General features: G+C 65.8%; 22 protein-coding genes and 1 tRNA gene. 10 read left to right on the top strand and 13 right to left on the bottom strand.

From position 1 onward, the window contains the following. Positions 1–185 precede the first annotated feature (185 nt). Both OXG33_04520 and OXG33_04515 read left to right on the top strand, forming a co-directional pair. Positions 186–962 (top strand): TlpA disulfide reductase family protein, encoded by a 777-nt coding sequence (locus OXG33_04520; protein MCY4113189.1) that lies wholly within the window; start codon positions 186–188, stop codon positions 960–962. Continuing rightward, positions 959–1825, top strand: coding sequence for a cytochrome c biogenesis protein CcdA (locus OXG33_04515; GenBank protein MCY4113188.1), 867 nt, complete (start codon positions 959–961; stop codon positions 1823–1825). The genes OXG33_04520 and OXG33_04515 overlap by 4 nt, the downstream gene beginning before the upstream one ends. Positions 1826–1937: 112 nt before the next feature. Here OXG33_04515 and OXG33_04510 read toward each other — a convergent pair whose 3' ends face one another. From OXG33_04510 to OXG33_04480, 7 genes are all read right to left on the bottom strand, one after another. After that, on the bottom strand, positions 1938–4220 hold the full coding sequence (locus OXG33_04510) for a PQQ-dependent sugar dehydrogenase (GenBank protein MCY4113187.1): 2283 nt from the start codon (positions 4218–4220) through the stop codon (positions 1938–1940). A 279-nt stretch (positions 4221–4499) separates the two neighbouring features. Further along, a complete protein-coding gene (locus OXG33_04505; GenBank protein ID MCY4113186.1) occupies positions 4500–5090 on the bottom strand; it encodes a GNAT family N-acetyltransferase in 591 nt (196 codons plus the stop codon). After that, entirely contained in the window at positions 5087–5659 is a 573-nt protein-coding gene (locus OXG33_04500; GenBank protein ID MCY4113185.1) for a GNAT family protein, read from the bottom strand. The genes OXG33_04505 and OXG33_04500 overlap by 4 nt, the downstream gene beginning before the upstream one ends. Then, complete coding sequence (locus tag OXG33_04495; protein MCY4113184.1) at positions 5656–6228, bottom strand: GNAT family protein; 573 nt, start codon at positions 6226–6228, stop codon at positions 5656–5658. The genes OXG33_04500 and OXG33_04495 overlap by 4 nt, the downstream gene beginning before the upstream one ends. Beyond that, positions 6225–6815 (bottom strand): GNAT family protein, encoded by a 591-nt coding sequence (locus OXG33_04490; GenBank protein ID MCY4113183.1) that lies wholly within the window; start codon positions 6813–6815, stop codon positions 6225–6227. Before OXG33_04490 ends, OXG33_04495 begins: the two co-directional genes overlap by 4 nt. Next, entirely contained in the window at positions 6812–7384 is a 573-nt protein-coding gene (locus OXG33_04485) for a GNAT family protein (protein MCY4113182.1), read from the bottom strand. Before OXG33_04485 ends, OXG33_04490 begins: the two co-directional genes overlap by 4 nt. After that, the gene (locus OXG33_04480) at positions 7381–8748 is read right to left on the bottom strand and encodes an aminotransferase class III-fold pyridoxal phosphate-dependent enzyme (protein ID MCY4113181.1); all 1368 of its coding nucleotides are present in this window, start codon (positions 8746–8748) and stop codon (positions 7381–7383) included. The genes OXG33_04485 and OXG33_04480 overlap by 4 nt, the downstream gene beginning before the upstream one ends. 136 nt (positions 8749–8884) lie before the next feature. Here OXG33_04480 and def point away from each other — a divergent pair, with 136 nt between their 5' ends. Continuing rightward, positions 8885–9415 carry a peptide deformylase gene (def, locus tag OXG33_04475; GenBank protein MCY4113180.1) on the top strand — a complete coding sequence of 177 codons (531 nt, stop codon included), beginning with the start codon at positions 8885–8887 and terminating at the stop codon, positions 9413–9415. A 9-nt stretch (positions 9416–9424) separates the two neighbouring features. Here the strand turns inward: def and OXG33_04470 are convergent, their stop codons facing one another. Continuing rightward, positions 9425–9955 carry a molybdenum cofactor biosynthesis protein MoaB gene (locus OXG33_04470; GenBank protein ID MCY4113179.1) on the bottom strand — a complete coding sequence of 177 codons (531 nt, stop codon included), beginning with the start codon at positions 9953–9955 and terminating at the stop codon, positions 9425–9427. 94 nt (positions 9956–10049) lie between these two features. Here OXG33_04470 and OXG33_04465 point away from each other — a divergent pair, with 94 nt between their 5' ends. Next, positions 10050–10355, top strand: a complete 306-nt coding sequence (locus OXG33_04465; GenBank protein MCY4113178.1) for a MoaD/ThiS family protein — start codon at positions 10050–10052, stop codon at positions 10353–10355. Next, a complete protein-coding gene (locus OXG33_04460) occupies positions 10352–10771 on the top strand; it encodes a molybdenum cofactor biosynthesis protein MoaE (GenBank protein MCY4113177.1) in 420 nt (139 codons plus the stop codon). Before OXG33_04465 ends, OXG33_04460 begins: the two co-directional genes overlap by 4 nt. Positions 10772–10885: 114 nt before the next feature. Here OXG33_04460 and OXG33_04455 read toward each other — a convergent pair whose 3' ends face one another. Further along, a complete protein-coding gene (locus OXG33_04455) occupies positions 10886–11662 on the bottom strand; it encodes a glucose 1-dehydrogenase (protein MCY4113176.1) in 777 nt (258 codons plus the stop codon). Positions 11663–11793: 131 nt separating this feature from the next. Here OXG33_04455 and bcp point away from each other — a divergent pair, with 131 nt between their 5' ends. From bcp to OXG33_04435, 4 genes are all read left to right on the top strand, one after another. Further along, positions 11794–12252, top strand: a complete 459-nt coding sequence (bcp, locus tag OXG33_04450; GenBank protein MCY4113175.1) for a thioredoxin-dependent thiol peroxidase — start codon at positions 11794–11796, stop codon at positions 12250–12252. 49 nt (positions 12253–12301) lie between these two features. Beyond that, positions 12302–12377: transfer RNA gene (locus tag OXG33_04445), tRNA-Thr, on the top strand. Positions 12378–12605: 228 nt separating this feature from the next. Then, positions 12606–13487 carry a tyrosine-type recombinase/integrase gene (locus tag OXG33_04440; protein ID MCY4113174.1) on the top strand — a complete coding sequence of 294 codons (882 nt, stop codon included), beginning with the start codon at positions 12606–12608 and terminating at the stop codon, positions 13485–13487. A 562-nt stretch (positions 13488–14049) separates the two neighbouring features. Continuing rightward, the gene (locus OXG33_04435; protein MCY4113173.1) at positions 14050–14319 is read left to right on the top strand and encodes a hypothetical protein; all 270 of its coding nucleotides are present in this window, start codon (positions 14050–14052) and stop codon (positions 14317–14319) included. An 821-nt stretch (positions 14320–15140) separates the two neighbouring features. Here the strand turns inward: OXG33_04435 and OXG33_04430 are convergent. From OXG33_04430 to OXG33_04415, 4 genes are all read right to left on the bottom strand, one after another. Further along, positions 15141–15635 (bottom strand): hypothetical protein, encoded by a 495-nt coding sequence (locus OXG33_04430; GenBank protein ID MCY4113172.1) that lies wholly within the window; start codon positions 15633–15635, stop codon positions 15141–15143. A 103-nt stretch (positions 15636–15738) separates the two neighbouring features. Further along, entirely contained in the window at positions 15739–16293 is a 555-nt protein-coding gene (locus OXG33_04425; GenBank protein ID MCY4113171.1) for a hypothetical protein, read from the bottom strand. 66 nt (positions 16294–16359) lie between these two features. Continuing rightward, positions 16360–17313 (bottom strand): hypothetical protein, encoded by a 954-nt coding sequence (locus tag OXG33_04420; GenBank protein MCY4113170.1) that lies wholly within the window; start codon positions 17311–17313, stop codon positions 16360–16362. Positions 17314–17704: 391 nt separating this feature from the next. Beyond that, positions 17705–18280: a hypothetical protein gene (locus OXG33_04415; GenBank protein ID MCY4113169.1), complete on the bottom strand. Its 576-nt coding sequence runs from the start codon at positions 18278–18280 to the stop codon at positions 17705–17707. A gap of 664 nt (positions 18281–18944) precedes the next feature. Between OXG33_04415 and OXG33_04410 the strand changes: the two genes are divergently transcribed. Beyond that, positions 18945–19139 (top strand): hypothetical protein, encoded by a 195-nt coding sequence (locus OXG33_04410; GenBank protein MCY4113168.1) that lies wholly within the window; start codon positions 18945–18947, stop codon positions 19137–19139. Positions 19140–19329 lie beyond the last annotated feature (190 nt).

The following is a 19329-nucleotide window of genomic DNA, read 5'->3' as shown; positions in this document are numbered from 1 at the left end:
ACCGATCGCCGCCCAGCTACGTATTCCTCTCTGAATGGGAACCTCGCAGGGCGTAATCTCATGTATCGGCTTTGGCCTATGCGGAGTGAATCGGTTGAGACGGCAAGCCTGCGAACCAGGCACTATTGGATAGAACCAATCCCGGAGGGGGGCGCACAGTGAGTACGGTGATGCCGGTGCGGTGGATGTCGCGCCGCCGATTGCTGATCGGCGGGGCGGTGATCGCCGCGACCGCGCTGGCGGCGTGCGGCGAGGCCGGAGACGACGAGCAGGTCGCCGCCGAGGCGGAAGCGACGGCTGCCGCGACTCCGCGGGCCACGGCTGTGGCAACGCCCGCGGCGACCACTGCCGCGCCGGAGCCGATGCCCACGTCTGCCCCTGAATCGACGCCCACAGCCGCTCCCGAGCCGACGCCAACGCCCACGCCCACGGCCGCCCCTGAACCCGAAGAGTCGTCGACGTCGGAATCCGATGTCAGGAGCTTTCCGGCCGGCGACCAGATGGTGGCTCCCGATTTCACCTGGGAGCACTACGCGCCCAGCGAATCCCTTGGGCGCATGTCCATGAATCTCACCGACATCCTGGCGATTGGCAAGCCGGTCGTCCTGAATTTCTGGGCCGGCCTGTGTCCGCCGTGCAGGCGCGAGATGCCGGAGTTTCAGGAGGCCTATGAGGAGTTCAAGGACCGGGTGATCCTCTTCGGCGTGGACGTCGGACCGTTCGTCAACCTCGGCTCCACCGAAGATGCCGTCAACCTGATGTCGGAGCTGGGAATCACCTATCCGCTCGGGACGACCTTTCACAACAAGATCCTGATCGAGTACCGCATCCTCGGCATGCCGGCCACCGTGTTCATCACGCCGCGCGGCACGATCGTCCGCACCTGGAATGGCGTGCTGGACAAGAACGGCTTGCTCGACTTGGTTGCCGAATTGGAAGAGGCCTCGGAGGCGGGCCAATGAGCGCCGGCGACACCTCGACGGCGATGTCGAAGCCGCGCAAGCGCCCCAAGAGCGCGGCGATCCTGGCCTATGCCATTCCGGCCGCCGTGGTCGGGGCGCTTATTGGTGTCCTCGTCTCGGTGCAAGGGAATGCCGAAGCAGCCTTTGCCGACTTCGCCGGGGCGCTCCCTATCGGCTTTGCCGCCGCGGCTGGGCTTGTGGCTAGCGTGAACCCGTGCGGCTTTTTCATGTTGCCGTCGTATATCGCCTACCAATTGGGCACCGAGGAAGCCGGCTACGACCAGGTGGCGGCGCCGCTGCGCCTGGCACGGGCTCTGGGCGTGGCCATCACCGCCACGTTAGGGTTCGTGCTGATCTTCGTGGCCTTCGGCGCGGTTGTGTCCGCCGGCGGCTCGGCCCTCGGCCAGGTCTTCCCCTACCTGGGGCTGGTCATCGGACTGGCGATGGTCGGATTCGGCGTCTTTCTTCTGGTTTCCCACCGCTACGTGGGCATCCTCGCGGCCAGCCGCATCCAGGTGACGCCGCGCCGCAACCTCGGCAACGCGTTCGTCTTCGGCATCGCCTACGCGGTCGGGTCGCTCAGCTGCACGCTGCCGATCTTCATGGTCGTGGTGGGCGGGTCGCTCGCGACGGAGGGATTCTTCGAGTCCCTCAGCCAATACGTGGCCTACTCACTCGGCATGGGCGTCGTGATCGTGGCCGTGACGCTGGGCGCGGCGCTGTTTCGCGACGCGATCTCGCGCTGGCTGCGCGGCGCGCTGCCGCACGTCCACCGCGCCAGCTCGTTCTTCATGCTGGGCGCGGGGGCCTACCTCATCTGGTACTGGCTGGTCTTCGCCGACATCTTTGGGGTGTTCCTCTAGTCAAGCGGCCGTCCTGCGGCGACCGTGATTGGACGCGGACGACGACTCCGCGCGGCTGGCTGGACTCCGCCGATTGGGACCTATGGTGAGGATCGTGGGGCTGCGGGCGTGGCTATTGCCCCGGCGCATTCGTTGCTGCGGTTGCCCGATCGTGGCTGCCCTCCAGGATCCGCAGAATTGGACCACCGAACGTCAAAACATAGATTTCACCGTCTGAGTCGATTCCAAACGAGCTGATCGCATACGGCAATTCAACGATCCTCGACATCCGCCAGCCCCCATCCGCACTGCCATCGAGCGCCCAGACTTCCCCGCTACAGTAGTCGCCGAAGAAATAGGCGCCGTGTAGCCACGGCATGCTGAGGCCTCGGTAAACAAACCCTCCGACCACGGCGCATCTTGGAGGTGTTCCATACACAACCAGGGGATGCAAGCCGCGGGTGTCCGGACAGCGACTGCGACTTTCGGCCGGACATCCCCACGAGCGTCCGTAGGTGACGGCCGGTTGGGTGGCCCCGGTGAAGTCGCCGCACCGATATCCAGTGAGTATGCGCCGCTCACGCTCGGTCACGCTATCGGGGATGTTGAAGCACTCTGAACCCTCAAATATCGGCCAACCGAGGTTTGCGCCGGAACCTGCAAGCGAAACCTCTTCTTGCGTTGCTCGGCCGACGTCACCGACCCAAAGGAATCCTTCTCGTTCGGCCAACGCCATGCGCCAGGGATTACGCAAGCCAAATGCCCAGACCTCAGCACGGGCGTCGTCGCGTTGAATGAATGGATTGTCATCCGGAATCTGGTAGGGACGCTCAGGAGAGGCATTCCGAACGTCGATTCGAAGGATCTTTCCCTGAAGGCTGCTGAGGTTCTGCGGACACTCGAAGCACTCGCCGTCGCCGATTCCGAGATACAGCATGCCGTCTGGACCAAAGCGAATAGTGCCACCGTAGTGTAGATTCGATGTAGTTGTACGGATGACTTCAAGTATTACAATTTCGTCGCGGTATACGGGAGTGCCATCCTTTAGGGGAATCTTGACGAGTCGGGCGTCAGGGGGTTCCTTGCCTTGGTCGATCCTTTCTGTAAAGAACAAGAAGATGCTTTCGTCGTGACTGGTCTCGGGGGCTAGAGCGGCGCTCAACAAACCAGTCTCGCCCCCGGCCGAATACACCCGATCTTGAAGATCGAGAATGACTTTCGGTTGTCTGTTGTCATCATATTGAGTAATCTTCCCTCGTCTATCGACGACCGATAAGACGCCTCCAGGCCATTCAAGAATCTCAATGGGCTGCTCAAATGTGCGACCTGGAAATGCATCAATCAGCGTTAGCCTATGGTGAGGCGGAGATATCGAGCTGACCAGGAATGGATGCGAGGTTTGCGAGGTCAAATAGGGCGAGAATAGAGTGCCGTTCATCGTGTAGCCGAAGCATTGAACGTACCCGTTGTCGCTTAGCCCGCAAACGCTGTTCCAACCCGCGGCGATAGATTCGAATCTTGCCTCTGGCGTTGGCTTGCCAGTAGTGGCCTGGCCGGGACGCTTGCTTCCCCAGCAATGGATACTCCCACTCGATTCCAAGCCGCAGGTGAGTTCAGAACCGGCCGCCAACTGACGATAGGCGCCGGGTGTGGAGTCGGACTGGCCAAGTGAGTTGTCACCTTGGCAGAAGACTCGACCGTCGCGATCCAATGCGCACGTGTGGGCGATGCCGACCGCGAGACGGTGAAATGGGCCAGCGTGATTATTGGCTCGCCCGTTGTCGTTTTTCCCCCAACAGACCAGGCTGCCCTCATGGGTCAGCCCGCACGTGTGTTCGGCTCCCGCACCAATGGCGGTGAATCTAGTCGCCGGCGGCACCAATGACCTGCCGTCAGCGTCGCGGCCCCAGCACACCGTGCCGTCGCGGCCGATGGCGCAGGCATGGTCCCATCCGGCATCAATGTCAAGAAACTGTCCCGCGGGAGGACTGGCTTGCTTGTGGTTGTTTCGTCCCCAGCAAGCAATCTCGCCTGCGGTGCTCAACCCACATGAGAATCTCCATCCCGAGGTGATCTGTTTGAATCTGATGCCGTCAGGAACATTCAGTTGATCTTGATCGTCGTCTCCCCAGCAATGCACGAATCCATCTGCTTGCAAGGCGCATGCGTGATTCTCTCCGACGGCAACCTGGACGAACGCCGACGCACTGGTCCTCGCATTCGGTGCAGGCGAGGCAGACGCAGTCGCGGCCTTCGGAGCTTGGGTTTCGGTTTTCGAAGGTTGCGTGTGGGCCTTCTGAGGCTGTGTTTCCGGCGTGGGGGTGGCCGTTTCCGGTGCTTGGGATGCAGTTCGCGGCTGCTGTTCGGGTGGTGGATCCGGCGCTGGCGGATCCCCGCAGGCAGCCAGCAGCAGCATGCCCACGACAATCGGAGCTCTCCAGAGGACAGTCGCCCGCCAATACGACGCCGGATATGGGAAGTCGGGCACTAGAGAGATGTCTTTGACCGAGTCGGCGTACCTCTTGCGCATCCTAGCCACGGAACCTGTGACCTGCCGGTCGATCGTTGCCGCGCGGTAGGCCCCGCGAAGGAAGTCTCGGCGTCTGCCGGTGGCAGTTCGAAATCCGCGTCCACGAGTCCTCCGGAGAATTGGTCTGCTTGCACTTCTCGTCCGATCCGTGTGCCGGCGTCGCCGTCACGTTCGGCCCGGGGGGGACGGCTCGAGGCTCGCGTTCCGCTCCCATTCTTCACGCAGGATCCCGTAGTTCGCCGCGTCGTAGGACTGACCGTGGAAGACCCAGTGCTGCCGCAGCGTTGCCTCGTGCCGCATGCCGACCTTTTCCATCACCCGCGTCGAGCCGATGTTGGCGGCGATCGCGCGGGCGAGGACTTTGCGGAGCGGGAGCTTACGGAACGCCTCGTCGATCACCGCCGACGCGGCTTCGGTCATGAGGCCGCGGCCCCAGAGCCACCGGGCCAGTTCGTAGCCGAGCTCCGCCCGCCTATGCCGATGCGCCGGCGTCATCCCCACGCGTCCGACCACGCGGCCCTCGTGCTCGAGCGCCCAGTGGGACTCGGTGCGCCAGTCCTTCAGGACGTGCGACGCGACGAATTGGTCGGCATGCTGACGCTCGTAGGGCTGAGGAACCCCAGGGAGAAAGCGCGCCCACTCCGGGTCGTGGGCGTAGGCGAAGACGTCCTCCGCGTCGCTGAGCCGATACCGCCGCAAATGCAGCCGCGGCGTTTGGATCGATTCCGGCAGCGGCGGCCAGTGTTCGGCGGTCATTCGACGGCGCCCGCTCGCTGCTCCCACTCTTCGCGCAGGATGCCGTAGTGCACCGAGTCGCAAGTCTGGCCGTGGCACACCCAGTGCTGACGCATCACTCCTTCGCGCTGCATGTCGACCTTCTGCATGACTCGAATCGACCCGACGTTTTCGGCGATTGCGCCCGCGGCGATCTTGCGCAACGGCAGGCATCGGAACGCCTCGTCGATGACTGCCGATACGGCTTCGGTGGTGAGGCCGCGTCCCCAGAGCCACCGAGCGATTGAATAGCCGAGATCCGCCCGCCCATGCGGCGGCGCCAGACGCAGCCTCACCCTGCCGACCACCCGACCTTGGCGCTCAATCGCCCAGGCAGACTCTTGCCGCCAATTCGCCGACACCTGGCCGGCCACAAAGGCGTCCGCATGGTGCCGCTCGTAGGGCCGCGGGACAGGGGGCATGAAGCGCCCCCACACCGGGTCGCGCGCGTAGGCGAAGACATCGGCCGCGTCGGTGAGCCGATATCGCCGCAGGTGTAGCCGCGGCGTTTGGATGGACTCCGACAGCGGTGGCCAGTCGTTGGCGGTCATCTCCTAGCGTCGGCCTGCCGTTCCCACTCTTCGCGCAAGAGCCCATAGTGCACCAGGTCAAACACCTCGCCGCGGTGCGAGAAATGCTGGCGAAGCACCGCCTCGAATTGCATACCGGCCTTCTCCATCACTCGAATCGATCCGATGTTGGGGGCAAGCGCACGGGCGGTGATCTTGCGCAGCGGGAGCGTGGCGAACGCCTCGTCGATTAGCGCCGACACGACTTCGGTCATCAGGCCACGACCCCACAGCCAACGCGCCAGGGTGTAGCCGAATTCCGCCCGCCCATGCCCGAGATCGATCCATAGCGCGACCGTTCCGACGACCCGGCCCTCGCACTCAATCGCCCACTGCGGCTTGGCGCGCCAGTCGGTGAGTACATTCGCCGCCACAAATTCGTCCGCGTGCCGCCGCTCGTAGGGCTGCGGAACCGTGAAGAGAAAACGCCGCCATTCCGAGTCCCGCGCATAGGCATACACGTCTTCGGCGTCGGTGAGCCTGAATCGCCGCACGAGCAGCCGCGGCGTCTGGATGGACTCCGGCAGCAGCGGCCAGTCGCCGGTGGTCATCGTGAAGCGCGTGGCTCGCTGGAAGCGAGGCCGGCTTGCGGCTGCCACTCTTCACGGAGTAGCCCGTAGCGAACCTCATCCAGGGATTCGCCGCGATGCACCCAGTGCTGTCGAAGCAGGGCTTCGCGCTGCATGCCGAGTCGTTCGAGCAACCGAGTTGATCGGACGTTGGCTGCGCTCGCGGTTGCGGTGACCTTGCGGATCGGAAGCAGGCGAAATGCCTCGCCAATGACTGCCGCTGCAGCCTCGGTCGCGAGACCGCGGCCCCACAGCCGCCGGGCCAACTCGTAGCCAATCTCCGCCCGCCGATTCCGGCGAGCCAGCCACAAGCCCAAACCTCCGACCACTCGACCGTCCTGCTCAAACGCCCAGGCAGGATTCTTGCGCCATTTCGCCAATACGCGCTCGGCCAAGAAGACCTCCGCATGACGGCGTTCGTAAGGCTGCTCGTGAGCAAGAAAGCGTCCCCATTCCGGGTCGCTCGCATAGGCGTATATGTCTTCCGCGTCGTCGAATCTGAACGGTCGCAAGAGCAGCCGCGGCGTTTGGATGGACTCCGACAGCGGCGGCCAGTCGTTGGCGGTCATCTCCTAGCGTCCGCCTGCCGCTCCCACTCTTTGCGCAGCAGGCCGTAGTGCACGGAATCGCACGTTTGGCCGTGGACAACCCAGTGCTGGCGCAGCACCCCTTCGTGCCGCATCCCGACCTTCTCCATGACACGAATCGAACCGAGATTCGCGGCGACCGCGCGGGCGGCGATCTTGCGAAGCGGCAGGCATCGGAACGCCGCGTCGATGACCGCCGACACGGCTTCGGTTGCTAAACCTCGACCCCACAACCACCGAGCGATCGAATAGCCGAGTTCAGCTCGCTCATTCCGGGGAGCCAGCCGCAGGCTTACCCCTCCGACCAACCGGCCCTCGTGCTCGATCGCCCAGGCGGGCTCCTGGTCCCACTTTGCCAACACCTGCCCGGCCACAAACTCATCGGCATGCCGCCGCTCGTAGGGCCGCGGAACCGGGGGCAGGAAGCGTCCCCACTCCGGGTCGCGCGCATAGGCATAGGAATCCTCCGCGTCGCTGAGTCTGTACCGCCGCAGGAGCAGCCGCGGCGTTTGGATGGACTCCGGCAGCGGCGGCCACTCCTCGGAGGTCATCCCGAAGCGCTTGGCTTGATGGTCGGCCGCGGAATGATCGCCGGCGCCAGGCTGGCCTCCAGCACGTCGTCCACGGCATTGCGTCCGATGGCGTCCTTCGTGATGAGGAGCGCCTCGCGGAAGACTTCGAGCGTGACGCCGAGGTCGCGGTCGTTGTGCGCCGTGCTGTGGCGCGGGTGCGTGTTGAACAAGATGCCCCGCTTGGCGGCTTCCTGCGCCACCAGCGCGTTCAGCTTCTTGGACTGGTCGGCGTCGAAAGGATCGGTGAAGGTGATGCCCGGGGTCGCCGGCATGCCCGAGATCTTGACCGGCAGATCGACCTCGTCCAGCACTTCCTGCATGCCCGACTGCAAACGCTCGCCGAAGTCCGCCAGCTGCCCCGGCACGTCGCGGCGCTCGATCTCCGTGAGCGTGGTGATGGCGGCGGTAATGCCCACCAGGTCGCTCCAATAGGTGCTGCTCACGAACATGTCCGCCGCCGGCTCCATGACCCAGCGCTTGCCGACCACCGCGCCCATGGCGTAGCCGTTCGAGATCGCCTTGGCGAAGCACGCCAGGTCCGGGACCACGCCCACGAAGTCCTGGATGCCGTTGGCGCCGTAGCGGAAGTTGGTGGTGACCTCGTCGAAGATCAGCACCACGTTCTCGCGCGTCGCCAGTTCGCGCACGCCTTCCAGGTAGCCCTCGGGCGGGCGAGTGGCGAGCAGAATCGGCTCCATCATGATGCAGGCCACCTGGCCGCGATGCTGTTCAAGCAGCCGCTCCAGCGGCTCCAGCTCGCCCCAGGGGAACGGAATCGCGGTGCCTTCCAGCGCCTTCGGCACTCCGGTGGCTCGGATGTTCGGCAGGGCGAACGGGTCGAACGCGCCCTCCCGCAGATGCCCGGCGGCCAGGTACCAGTCGTGCCAGCCGTGGTAGCCGCTAAATAGCACCACGTCCCGCCCCGTGGCGCCGCGTGCAATGCGAACCGCAATGGCGCACGACTCGCCGCCGCCCTTGGAGAAGCGCGCCATCTCCGCGCAGGGGATGCGGTCGATGAGCAACTCGGCCAGCTCGATCTCGCGCTCGCTGTTGAGGGAATAGGTCGCGCCCTTGCCGATCTGCTCGATCACGGCGTCGTCCACGACGTCGTCGGCGTAGCCGAGGATCGCCGAGGTCACCGACATGCCGAAGTCGATGTATTCCACGCCCTGGTCGTCCCAGATGCGCGAGCCCTTCCCGCGCTCGGCGTATACCGGAGCAAAGCCATTGGAAAAGGCGTAGGGCCGGCGGCTGATGAGCTGCGAGCCGCCCGGAATGACCTGGTTGGCGCGCTCCCACAGCGCGTAGGAGCTGGCCACGTGGTGCGTGCGGGGGTCTTTCACGTCATGCCGCCTTTGTCGATGGGTACGGGACTAGGGTTGCCGTTGCCGGGAGCGCAGGTTCACGGTAGCGCCGGCAGTGCTCGATGCCAAAAAAGCCGTTGCTAGACTCGCCCGCTTGCTCTCCCGAATTAGCCCGGTGATCCGCCGAATTCTTGAAATACCGGACCCGGGACTGCGCGAACCGTGCGCGCCGGTTGCCGAGATCACGCCCGACCTCGTGGGCCTGGCTGATGACATGTTCGACACCATGCACGCCAATGCCGGCCTGGGGCTGGCGGCACCGCAGGTCGGGGTGCTCGCGCGCCTGTTCGTGCTGGAGCTGCCGCCCGACGACGACGACCCGCTGTCGGGCCGCCGGTTCGTGCTGATCAATCCCGAGGTGGAGCTGAACGGCGCACGCAAGGAGATGGTCGAGGGCTGCCTGTCGTTACCGGGATTCCGCGCCCTCATCGAGCGCGCCGAGGGCGTCACGGTGGCCTTCACGCAACTCGACGGAGCGCGCGTCTCGCTGGAGGCGAGCGGTCTCTTCGCCCAAGCCGTGCAGCACGAGGTCGATCATCTCAACGGCGTGCTCTTCATCGACCACCTCAAGTCGCTGCTGGACCTGGAAAGAATCCCGCCCGAGATGCTGGACTGGACCGAGGAGGCGGAAGCCGAGGCCGCTTAGGTTGCCGCGCTAGCGCGAGACCTCGCGGATGAAGTGCCGCAGCTCCGGCACGAGCAACTCGCCGAGCGCCAACTCGACTGCCGCCGTCGATCCCGGCGAGCAAACGATCAGCGCCCGTCCCAACTTGCCGGCCACGGCGCGCGACAAGATGGCCGCGGGTCCGATCTGGTCCCAGCTGGCCCGCCGGAACCACTCGCCATAGCCGTCGAGCACCTTGTCGAGCATCGGCGTCACGGTGTCCACGGTGATGTCGCGCTCGCCCAGGCCCGTTCCGCCGGTGCAGAAGACGAACTGTGCGCCCTCCGCCAGCGCCGCGTCGATCGCGCCGCGAATGAGATCCGCATCGTTGACCACCAGATCCCGGTGCACGATCTCGTGGCCGCCGTCGGTGATGAGCCGCTCGGCGGTGCGCCCGGAGCGGTCGGTCCGTTCGGTGCGCGAGTCGCTGATGACGAGCACGGCGCACTTGACGGCGCCGATGCGCTCCGATTCATGCCGATGCTCTTGGGTTGAGTGGGACCCGTGGTGCGCGTGTGACATTGGCGTGGCCTGGCGGCTAGGTTCGCGCCGATGGTCGCACAGCCCATCGGCGCGGTACTCCGTGATCCCCTGCCGGGATTGCTAGGCTCGAACCATGAGTGGCTCAACAGCGCCGCAGGCAGCCGCGGATGCCTCGCCGGCTGGCGCGTCTATCCGAGTCTCGCTGCTGCTGTTTGCCTCCGTCGCCGAGGTGGCGGGCGAGCGACGGCGCGTGGTGTCCGTGCCCGAGGGCACGACGGCCCGTGGCCTGTTTCTGCTGCTGGCGGAGGACGTGCCGGCGCTGGCCGGCCGCGTGGAACATGTCTCGTTCGCGCGGAACCAGCAGTTCGTGCCGCCGGACACGGTCCTGGAGGACGGCGACGAGCTGGCGGTGATTCCGCCGGTCTCGGGGGGCGCATGAACATTAGGCTCACGCACGAGCCCATAGACGCCGACGCGCTGATCCAGCGGGTGACGCGGCCCGGCAACGGCGGCATCTGCACCTTTCACGGCATCGTGCGCGACAACATGGACGGCCGGCCGGTCGTGAAGCTGGAGTACGAGGCCTTCGAGCCCATGGCGCTGCAGGAGCTGGAGCGCATTGGGCGGCAGGTGGAGGAGCGCTGGGGCCTGACGGACGTGGAGATCGAGCACCGCATCGGCGAGCTGCGGATCGGCGAGGCCAGCGTGGTGATCGCAGTCGGCGCGCCGCACCGCGCCGAGGCCTTCGAGGCCTGCCGCTACATCATCGATACGCTCAAAACCACCGTGCCGATCTGGAAGAAGGAGTGGTACCGGGACGGCGCGGTGTGGATCGAGCCGACCGCCGCCGGCTAGGACCGCGGCGTTGGTCGCTTCGGGCCTGACCCGGTATCTATAGTCCGACTGTGCCTGGGTGCACCGGATGCTCCCACGCTGCGCGCAGCGTGGGCCACCGGATCTCGGTCTTCGCTACCCGGCCAGCCAGCCCCCGTCGATCGGCAGGACGTGGCCCGTCACGAACGCCGCCGACTCGGAGGCGAGGAACACCACCGCACCGGCCAGGTCTTCGGGATACCCCCAACGGTTCATCGGGGTGCGGCCCAGGATCCAGCTATTCCACACCGGATCGTCGTAGCGCGGCTGGGTGAGGTCGGTGAGGATGTAGCCGGGGGCGATGGCGTTGACGGTGATGTTCTGCTCGGCGAACTCCACGGCCAGCGCTTTGGTCAGTTGCGCCACCCCGCCCTTCGACGCGCCGTAGACCGAGATGGGCTTGAAGCCCAGGAAGCTGGTGAGCGAGCCGGTGTTGATGATGCGGCCGTAGCCGCCGCGCACCATCAGGCGCAATCCGTATTGCGAGGCGAAGAACAGGCTGCGCAGGTTGATGTCGAGCACCCGGTCCCATTCTTCCGGCGTCACCTCGAGCACCGGCGTGCGCAGACCGATGCCGGCGTTGTTCGCCAGGATGTCGAGGCGACCGAACTCTTCGTCCGTCTTGCTGAACAGCGCGGCCAGCTCGTCCAAGTCCCGTACATTCGTCGGCACGGCGAGCGCCCGGCGTCCCAGGCCCTCGATCTCGTTGGCGGTGTCCTCGAGTTGATCGCGTGAGCGCGCCGCGAGCACCACGTCGGCGCCTGCGTGCGCCAGCGCCAGGGCAATGCCGCGCCCGATGCCCCGACCGCCACCGGTCACCAGGGCTACGCGGCCGGTCAGATCGAATGATGGTCCAGCGGCGGAGGTGCTCATGCGCGTCAGCGTTTCGGTGGGAGCGAGGGTTGACGCCGCCGATGGTCGCACAGACCTCCGGCGAGGCGCGGCCGTGCAGGGTCGAGGATGCGATGATGGGGCGTTACGCCCTGAGGGGTTTGCGCATGGCGATGCCGCAGGTGGGTGATCGCGCCCCCGATTTCGAGCTCCAAGCAACCGACGGCAGCCTCGTTCGGCTCGACGAGCAGCGCGGTCGCAAGGTCGTCCTGTTCTTCTATCCGCGCGATGACACCCCGGGCTGCACCCGCGAGGTGTGCGGCTTTCGGGATCGGATGTCCGAGATTGCGGACCGCGGGACCGCCGTGTTCGGCGTCAGCGACGACCCGGTTGAGTCGCACGAGCGATTCAGCAGCAAGTTCAGCCTCAACTTTCCCCTGCTGGCCGACGTGGAGCGCCAGGCCATCGAGGGTTACGGCGTGTGGGTCGAGAAGAAGATGGCGGGCCGGACCTTCATGGGCACGCAACGCGCCACCTTCCTCATCGACGAGGACGGGATCGTGAGCGCCGTGTGGCCCAACGTGAAGCCCGACGACCACGCCGAGGAGGTGGTGCAAGCGCTCGACGCCTAGCCCGCGCGACGCTGCCGCGGCTGATCGGTAACGGCCGTCTCGCCTTTACGCCCACATAGCTCAGTTGGAAGAGCGCGTTCTTGGTAAGGACGAGGTCCCCGGTTCAATTCCGGGTGTGGGCTCCAGAACAATTTTACAGGTTCAAACCACTCCATAATTGAAATCCTCCGGGAAACACATCCTGCCACAGCGCTTCACCACACCATAACTGTGATAACTTTTGAGTGTCTTCAGCACGCCCCCGAATCGCCCGACACATGCCTCGCAAGCGCCCCACTCGCCCCCAAGTCCGAACCAATCCGCGCCCCGCGCGCCGCGCTCCGGCCCGCCGCCCAGCAGGTGGCTACGGCGACGTGGCGACCCTGGCCCTGTCGTGGCGGCGGACGCTGGCGGCCGAGAACAAGTCGCCGGCCACGCTCGACACCTACCTGCGGACCGTGCGCCTGTTCGTGCAGTTCCTCGCGGCGCAGGGCATGCCGCGCGACATCGAGGCGATCCGGCGCGAGCACTGCGAGGCCTTCGTGCAGGACCAGCTCGATCGCCACTCGGCCTCAACGGCCAACACGCGCTACCGCAGCCTGCAGCGCTTCTTCGGCTGGGCCGAGGACGAGGGCGAGGTGAACATTTCACCGATGCATCGGATGCGCCCGCCGAAGTTCGAGGAGCGCGTACCCGACGTCCTGGAGATCGACGACCTGCGGCGCCTGCTGGAGGCCTGCCGCGGTCGCTCGTTCGAGGCGCGGCGCGACCTGGCGATCCTGCTGCTGCTAATCGATACGGGCATGCGTCGGGGCGAGGTGGCCTCGGTGCGCTGCGACGACCTGGACCTCGACCAGAGCCTGCTGCGCGTGCTCGGCAAGGGCGGCCGCGAGCGTCTAGTGCCATTGGGTCGGAAGCTGGTGCAGGCGCTGGATCGCTATCTGCGGGCGCGGGTGACGCACCTGCACGCCGAGGCGGCGGCGCTGTTTTTGGGGAGAGGTGGGCCGATCACGCCGAGCGGCGTCTATCAGATCGTCCGGAACCGGGCGCGCGAGGCCGGCATCCCGAAGGTGCATCCCCACCAACTGCGCCACTCCTTTGCTCATGCCTGGCTGGTGGCCGGCGGGCAGGAGACGGACCTCATGCGAGTGGCCGGCTGGCGTAGTCGCGCGATGGTGGGCCGCTATGCGGCCAGCGCCGCGTCGACACGCGCCCGTGAGGCTCACCGGCGCCTGTCGCCCGGCGACCGGCTCTAGACGCGTGAGCGACGACGCCGGGACTTGACCCCAGCGACTCGTCTCGGGTCGCCCGGTCGGTGCGCGGGTGGCGGCGTCGCGCCCATTGCCGATAGGCATCGAGCGCGGCGCGAATACACGGCGAATGGGACGGTTGTTGATCGGGGCTAAGGTCCGGCGACCCACGGTTCACTGCGAGGCGCGTCGACCGCTCGCCGATGGCCGCCCGCGGACATCGGTTGGGTCGATGAGGTGAATGCGCGCTCCCGAAGTCACCCTCGAAGTCCGCGCCTTCACCCCTGCCCAGGGCACGCGGCCGAAGTTGCATGCCGGAGTTTGGCTAGGCCGCTGGGGGTCGGCAGGCGATGGCACCCGCTCAGTTCCAGGTCGTGGGTTTGAGTTCCGTGACTCTCGTCTAGCAGAAGCGGATCGGCGAAATCCGCCAGCGGAGATTACGGATTCCTGGATTACGTGCGGTCCTGAAAACGGCCAGACTCTTGTAGACCACGCGACCCGTTATTCCGCGACGACTCCGGACCGATCCAGGAGTGTGATGTCGGCCGAAGACGAACCTCCAAAGCAAATGAACCCGACCGAAATGGCGCTGCGCGGGCGAATCGGAGCCTTTCGCCTGCATGCCGCGCGCGACCCCCGAATTACGACTAGCCGGGCGCGCGCGGCCTTCCTTGCGCGATTCGAAGCGGAGGTCGATCCCGACGGCGTGCTGAATCCGCGCGAGCGCTGGCGGCGGGCGCTGGCCGCGCGCCGCGCCTACTTCGCCAGGCTGGCGCTGCGGTCGGCCCAAGCGCGGCGTCGCCGAAGAGAACGTCGATCCCGCCGCGATATCGACTAACCGGCAAATCCGAACCGTTTTCGCGGGACGCGCCAAGGACGGCTATCAGCAGCCGAATCCACGGGGCGTTGGAGCCGGTGCGGAGGTGGGTTTGTCGCAGTCACTTATCGGCCACGATCGGCAAAGCGGCTTGCCGGAGGTTCTGGGAGAAGTTGCTGTGGCCGCAGGTCTGTCGTGGCCGCGCGGACGGTCGCATCGGTCGCCGAGCGGCCACGAGATTTGCGGAAACCTGGGGTGGCCTACATCGCTCCGGCGGGGATCATCGGTCGGTGCACCTCCTGCATCCAAATCCAACGCCAGCGCGTCGACGTGGCTGGGTCGGACCGCGGCGATTGCCCAATGCGCCGCGTTTCGCTGCTCCGACGGCGGCCGTCGCTCGCCGACGCGACCGTGCCCGCCCGGCATGACGCCGGCTCGATGTCGGCCCACGACCTCGGACCACGGGCTGCGATTGCTCACCGTCAAGCAGGTGGCCGATCTCTGGCAGCTCCACGAGTGACGGATCCGCCGCATGTGTCATGCCGGGCTAATCCGACACATCCGCATCGGTCGGTGGATCCGAATCCCCAGCCATACGCTGCAAGCGGACCTGCACGCGCTACTCGATGCCGGGCAGCCGGGGCTGGGCAGCCGGCTGGATGAGACCGGGCACGCATGATCGAAGCGCAGGCGCATACGCGGCTACCGCTGCTGTTTAGTCTCCGTGCAATTCGGCGGCGGCAGGTGCCGTTGGACTAAGGGTCCGAGCAGGGTTAGCACGCTGAGCAGCCACTCGGCCAACGAGAGCAACTGCAACCGAAACGGCTATGGGCCCAGCACCGCTAGCGCCACCCAAACCGCTCCAACGTCACCGACCACGGATGGTCGTCCGAAAGCGCGTTGGTTCGAATGATGAACTCACGGCCGTAGAGCGTGGAACCGGGATCGGGGTAGTTGCCGACCTCGAAATACGCCGGACGCGACGCGTCACTCGGCCACCCGAGCCTGCTGTCCTTCTCACCGGTGCCGATTATCTGCGTCTCATTGATGGTGGTGCCGAAGGTCTCCGTGGTCGCCCGCCAGATACCGGCCGCCAAGGTCACGGGCCGCTCCTCGCGTCCGAGGCCGTCGACCAGTATGACCTCGATCACGACCAGGTCTTCGAGATCGGACACCGTAACTTCCGAAAACATCGCCGACAAGTCGACCGGCGGGCTGCTCCCACTCGAGACTTGTACGCCCCAATACAGCATCTCCCTCCGCACGGTCTGCCAGACCAGGGCCAGGGCGATGAGAAACATCAACAGCACCACGATCCGCGCCCACCGATCGCTCATGTCACTCTCTCAGTCCCTCAATGGCGGAGCAGCCGACGGCTGAGCTGCGGACTGCCCCCTGCGAAGGAGGCTGACGACCGCCGACCGCCCCATGGCTGGCGATTCACTCCTCCGGCTGAAGCTCACCGATCCGCTCGAAATCTGCATACCACCCGACGTCGTCCGGCAGGTCGGAAATATGTAACACGACTTCACCGGGCGTGAAGGTGGCAATCCACTGAATCGGCGCCCGCTCTTCCCCCCAATCCTTGTCAGCGGAGACGTAAATGTGATTCCACCAATCTCCCGACCATCCCGCGCCGCCCGTGCTGCTGACGCTGTTGAGATTGACGGTGGGGATGTTCCCGACCTCGGGCGGCTCATAGTCGGCGAAGCGAACGCTCACGATCCACAGGCCCTCCGATAGCAGCTCGACCGGCTCCGACGGCTCGGAGCCATGCCCGCTGATATGGATGGACGTCTGCGTGATGGTCGTGGTCGACTCCGTTCGTATTCCGCCATCCGAGGTGTACACCGCCCTGTCCGAGGCGCTCCCGAAGAACGCCTCCGACTGTTGGTACTGGAGCACCAAGAACGCCGCATTCACGGACAGCGCGATGGCGATGACCACGAGGGAAAACACGACCAGGACTCGCCCGACGCGGTTGAGGATTGTCATGTCGTCAGCTCCTTTGGTTGGGTCTCAGGGCTTGGCGCAGTTGCCGCCAGCACCGGGCGGCTGGAGTCACCAGAGACACTCGCCGTCATCATCGGCGCCGGTGGGAAACGGCGTGAACGCCACCGCCCAGGTGAAGTCCGGCGGCACGTTGGCGGTGACCGCCACCTCGCCGGGATCCAGGCGAATTCCGGAAAAGGGCTGATTGGCACTGGGCCCCACGTGAATCACGGTGCACCCGCCACCCCATGGCCCGCCGCCGAATCCCGCCACCGACTCGATGCTGGCGTCCCACACCCAGTTGGCTGGCCGGTCCCCGGATGTCCACACCAGGTCCACCCGCCAGAGGCCCGGCGACAGGTCCGCGATCGCCGCCTCGTCGCCGACGACCTCGACCCTGATCGGCGTCGCGTCGCTCTCGGAATCGAGGCGCTCGATCACGATTCCCCAGCGCACATCGGGACCGGGCGGACTCACGGTGATGCGCGTGGGGCCCACGAATAGCGCTGCATCGGCGTGATCGCCCACCGCTGACGACACCGACGCCGTACGTCCCCAGTTGAACCGGCTACGCCCGTCGACGGACTCCATGGTGACGTCGAGGGCAAAAGTGTCGCCGTGGATCGTGGCGGTGTAGACGCCGGGCGCAAGGTCGCGGACCTCATTGCCAAAACCGACGCCCGTCAGGTCGACGGATTCGCAGAGGTCTGGCGGCGTCGGGTCCGTCACGTCTGGAGGCACAATGTTCGTGACCTTGCTGGTGACGATCTCGTCGCTGCCCGGGATCGCCCGAACCGGAACCCGCTCGACGGGGACTTCGCGAAGCACCTCGACCGGGACTTCACGAACGACCTCGGAAACGACAATCTCGTCGCCCATGCTGGCGTGCAGGGACATCTCCATGAATTCGCGCGTCTGACGGCGAGATAGCTCACCGCTGACGGTCTGCCACACGAGGCACCCGGCGATCACGAACCCGATGGTCAGCCAAGCGAGCCGTTCAAGCCGGCCAAGCTGACTCATCGGTCGCTCACTTTCGGTCGGGCCTGCGCCAACTGAGGTAGAGGTACCGTGCCGCAGCTGCGGTGCCTACCACCAGGGCCACGATCGGCAGGGCGAGCAAGATGATGATCAGTACTTCGAGGGGTCCCAGGCTGACCATGGCTACCCAGCGATTCCCGCGCTGGCCACGGCCGTCGCCGCCAGCCAGATCCCGACGACCATCAGGACCGTCGCTGTGAGAAATCGTCGCTTCATGGTGAATCTCCTTGTCGTTCGTCGCGCCCGGGCCGGCGGGTGGCCATCCCACCGGCCCGGCGCCTCGGTTGCCGGTCGGCACCGCCAAGGCTGCCGCCACGGCTCGTCATCCCACTCCGATTGACGACGCCAGGCGGTGCGGATGACTCAGCCGACATCAGCGCCTCACATCACTCCAATTGAGGGCGCCGTCGGGCCTCTCGAGTTCGCCAAGACGCCTGAAGCGCACGAGCCACTGCACGTCCTCGGGGATGGCGTCGACGTTCACGATCACCGCGCCTGGCGTAAAGCCGGGGATCTGCGTGGGGATCCAGCCGCCAACGTGGAGCGCGGCCCAGGACGTTGCGCTTCCGCTCGAGCTCCAGCGCATGCCACCCATCCCCTCCCGGGACCTGATGTTCACGCCCGGGATCGTGCCCAGCGTTGGTGAGGTGTAGTCGAAGAATCTGACTTCCGCGATCCATAGACCAGGATCGAGAGTGGCGGCCATAGGCGTCGTGCCTTGGCCTTCAATTACAACGGGTGTCTCGAATCCTTCGATGGGAGGGCCGGACTCGTCGCCGGCTTCCATGGCTCGTTCGACCGAGATCTCGGTGATCTCACTCGTGACCTGGAACGCGCCCACTGCCGGCTCCTCGATGGGTCCGCCGGCGGGTAGCTCCGTCACCTCGGCGGTCTGGCGATGTTGGAGCACCGCCATTGCCGCGTTGACGGAGAGTGCCGCGGCAGTCACCGCGAGCGCCAGCACGACGACTAGGTGTCCGGCGCCCGTGAGGGATGTCTTGGCGACCCGCTATCGATCCTCCGGGGTGTGCCGGAGCGAGGTATGCCGCTTGCGCGCGAACTGCGCGCCGAAACAGGCCAAGAGGAGCACCGCCATAATTCCGCCGCCGACCACGGCCCGTGTGCGGGTGAGTACGTGAGGCATGGGAGCCTCCTTCCTCTAGGTGGTCGTCATTGGCCACCCAACGGCACCGTAGCTCGCGCTTCTGGGTGCGCCAATTGTGCCTTTTTGGCGGCCGTTCGGACATCGGCCTACGGTGTCGACAACGCGCAATGGATGTCCGGGGTTGCAGCGCCACGCAGAATCGCAGGGCGAAAGCCCTCAATTTCCTCTAGCCTGGTGGGTCGATGGAGGACACGGGCTGGAGACGCTGCCCGGTCGGTGGCACGGCAGCAGAAATACGACGACTGCTCGACGCGTGACGCACCTTCTACACAATGATGTCGCTGTCCAAGAGTGATTTCCCAGTTAGGTGCCGACGGACTCCTTCCGCCCGGCGTGCACTGGGCTAGCTGGGGGGAGTTGCAGTATGGGTTCGGAACACTCCTTGGAGGCCGCGCTGGAGAACTTGAAGGGCGCGGGCTGCCGGACCGCCTAAGTCGATGGGAGCTTCGTGACGGGCACGACGAGGCCCAACGACTACGACGCCTGCTGGGCCGGGGCTGGCGTCGATCCGGCGGCCCTCGATTCCGTGCTCCTGACCTTCGATCCGGGGCGAGCCACCCAGAAGGCGAAGTATCGGGACTCGCTTTTTCCAGCCTCGGTCATCGCTGACGCAGACGGCCTGTCGTTTCTCGAGTTCACTTAGTCAGACAGGGAAACCGGGAAGCCCAAAGGGATCGTCGCCATAGACCTGGGAGGCCTCGCATGATCAAGAACGAACGGCAGTACCGGATCACCAAGAGTCAGGCGTAGCGGTTCTCGGAGACCCTTGCCGGCTTGACGCAGCGCTCTGGGGAACCCGAGCGGGCGCACCCTCTCATCGCCAGGGCGCGGGA

The organism is Chloroflexota bacterium, assembly GCA_026708035.1.
Taxonomy (GTDB): Bacteria; Chloroflexota; UBA11872; order UBA11872; family UBA11872; genus JAJECS01.
This window is presented reverse-complemented; position numbering and strand designations above follow the sequence as displayed.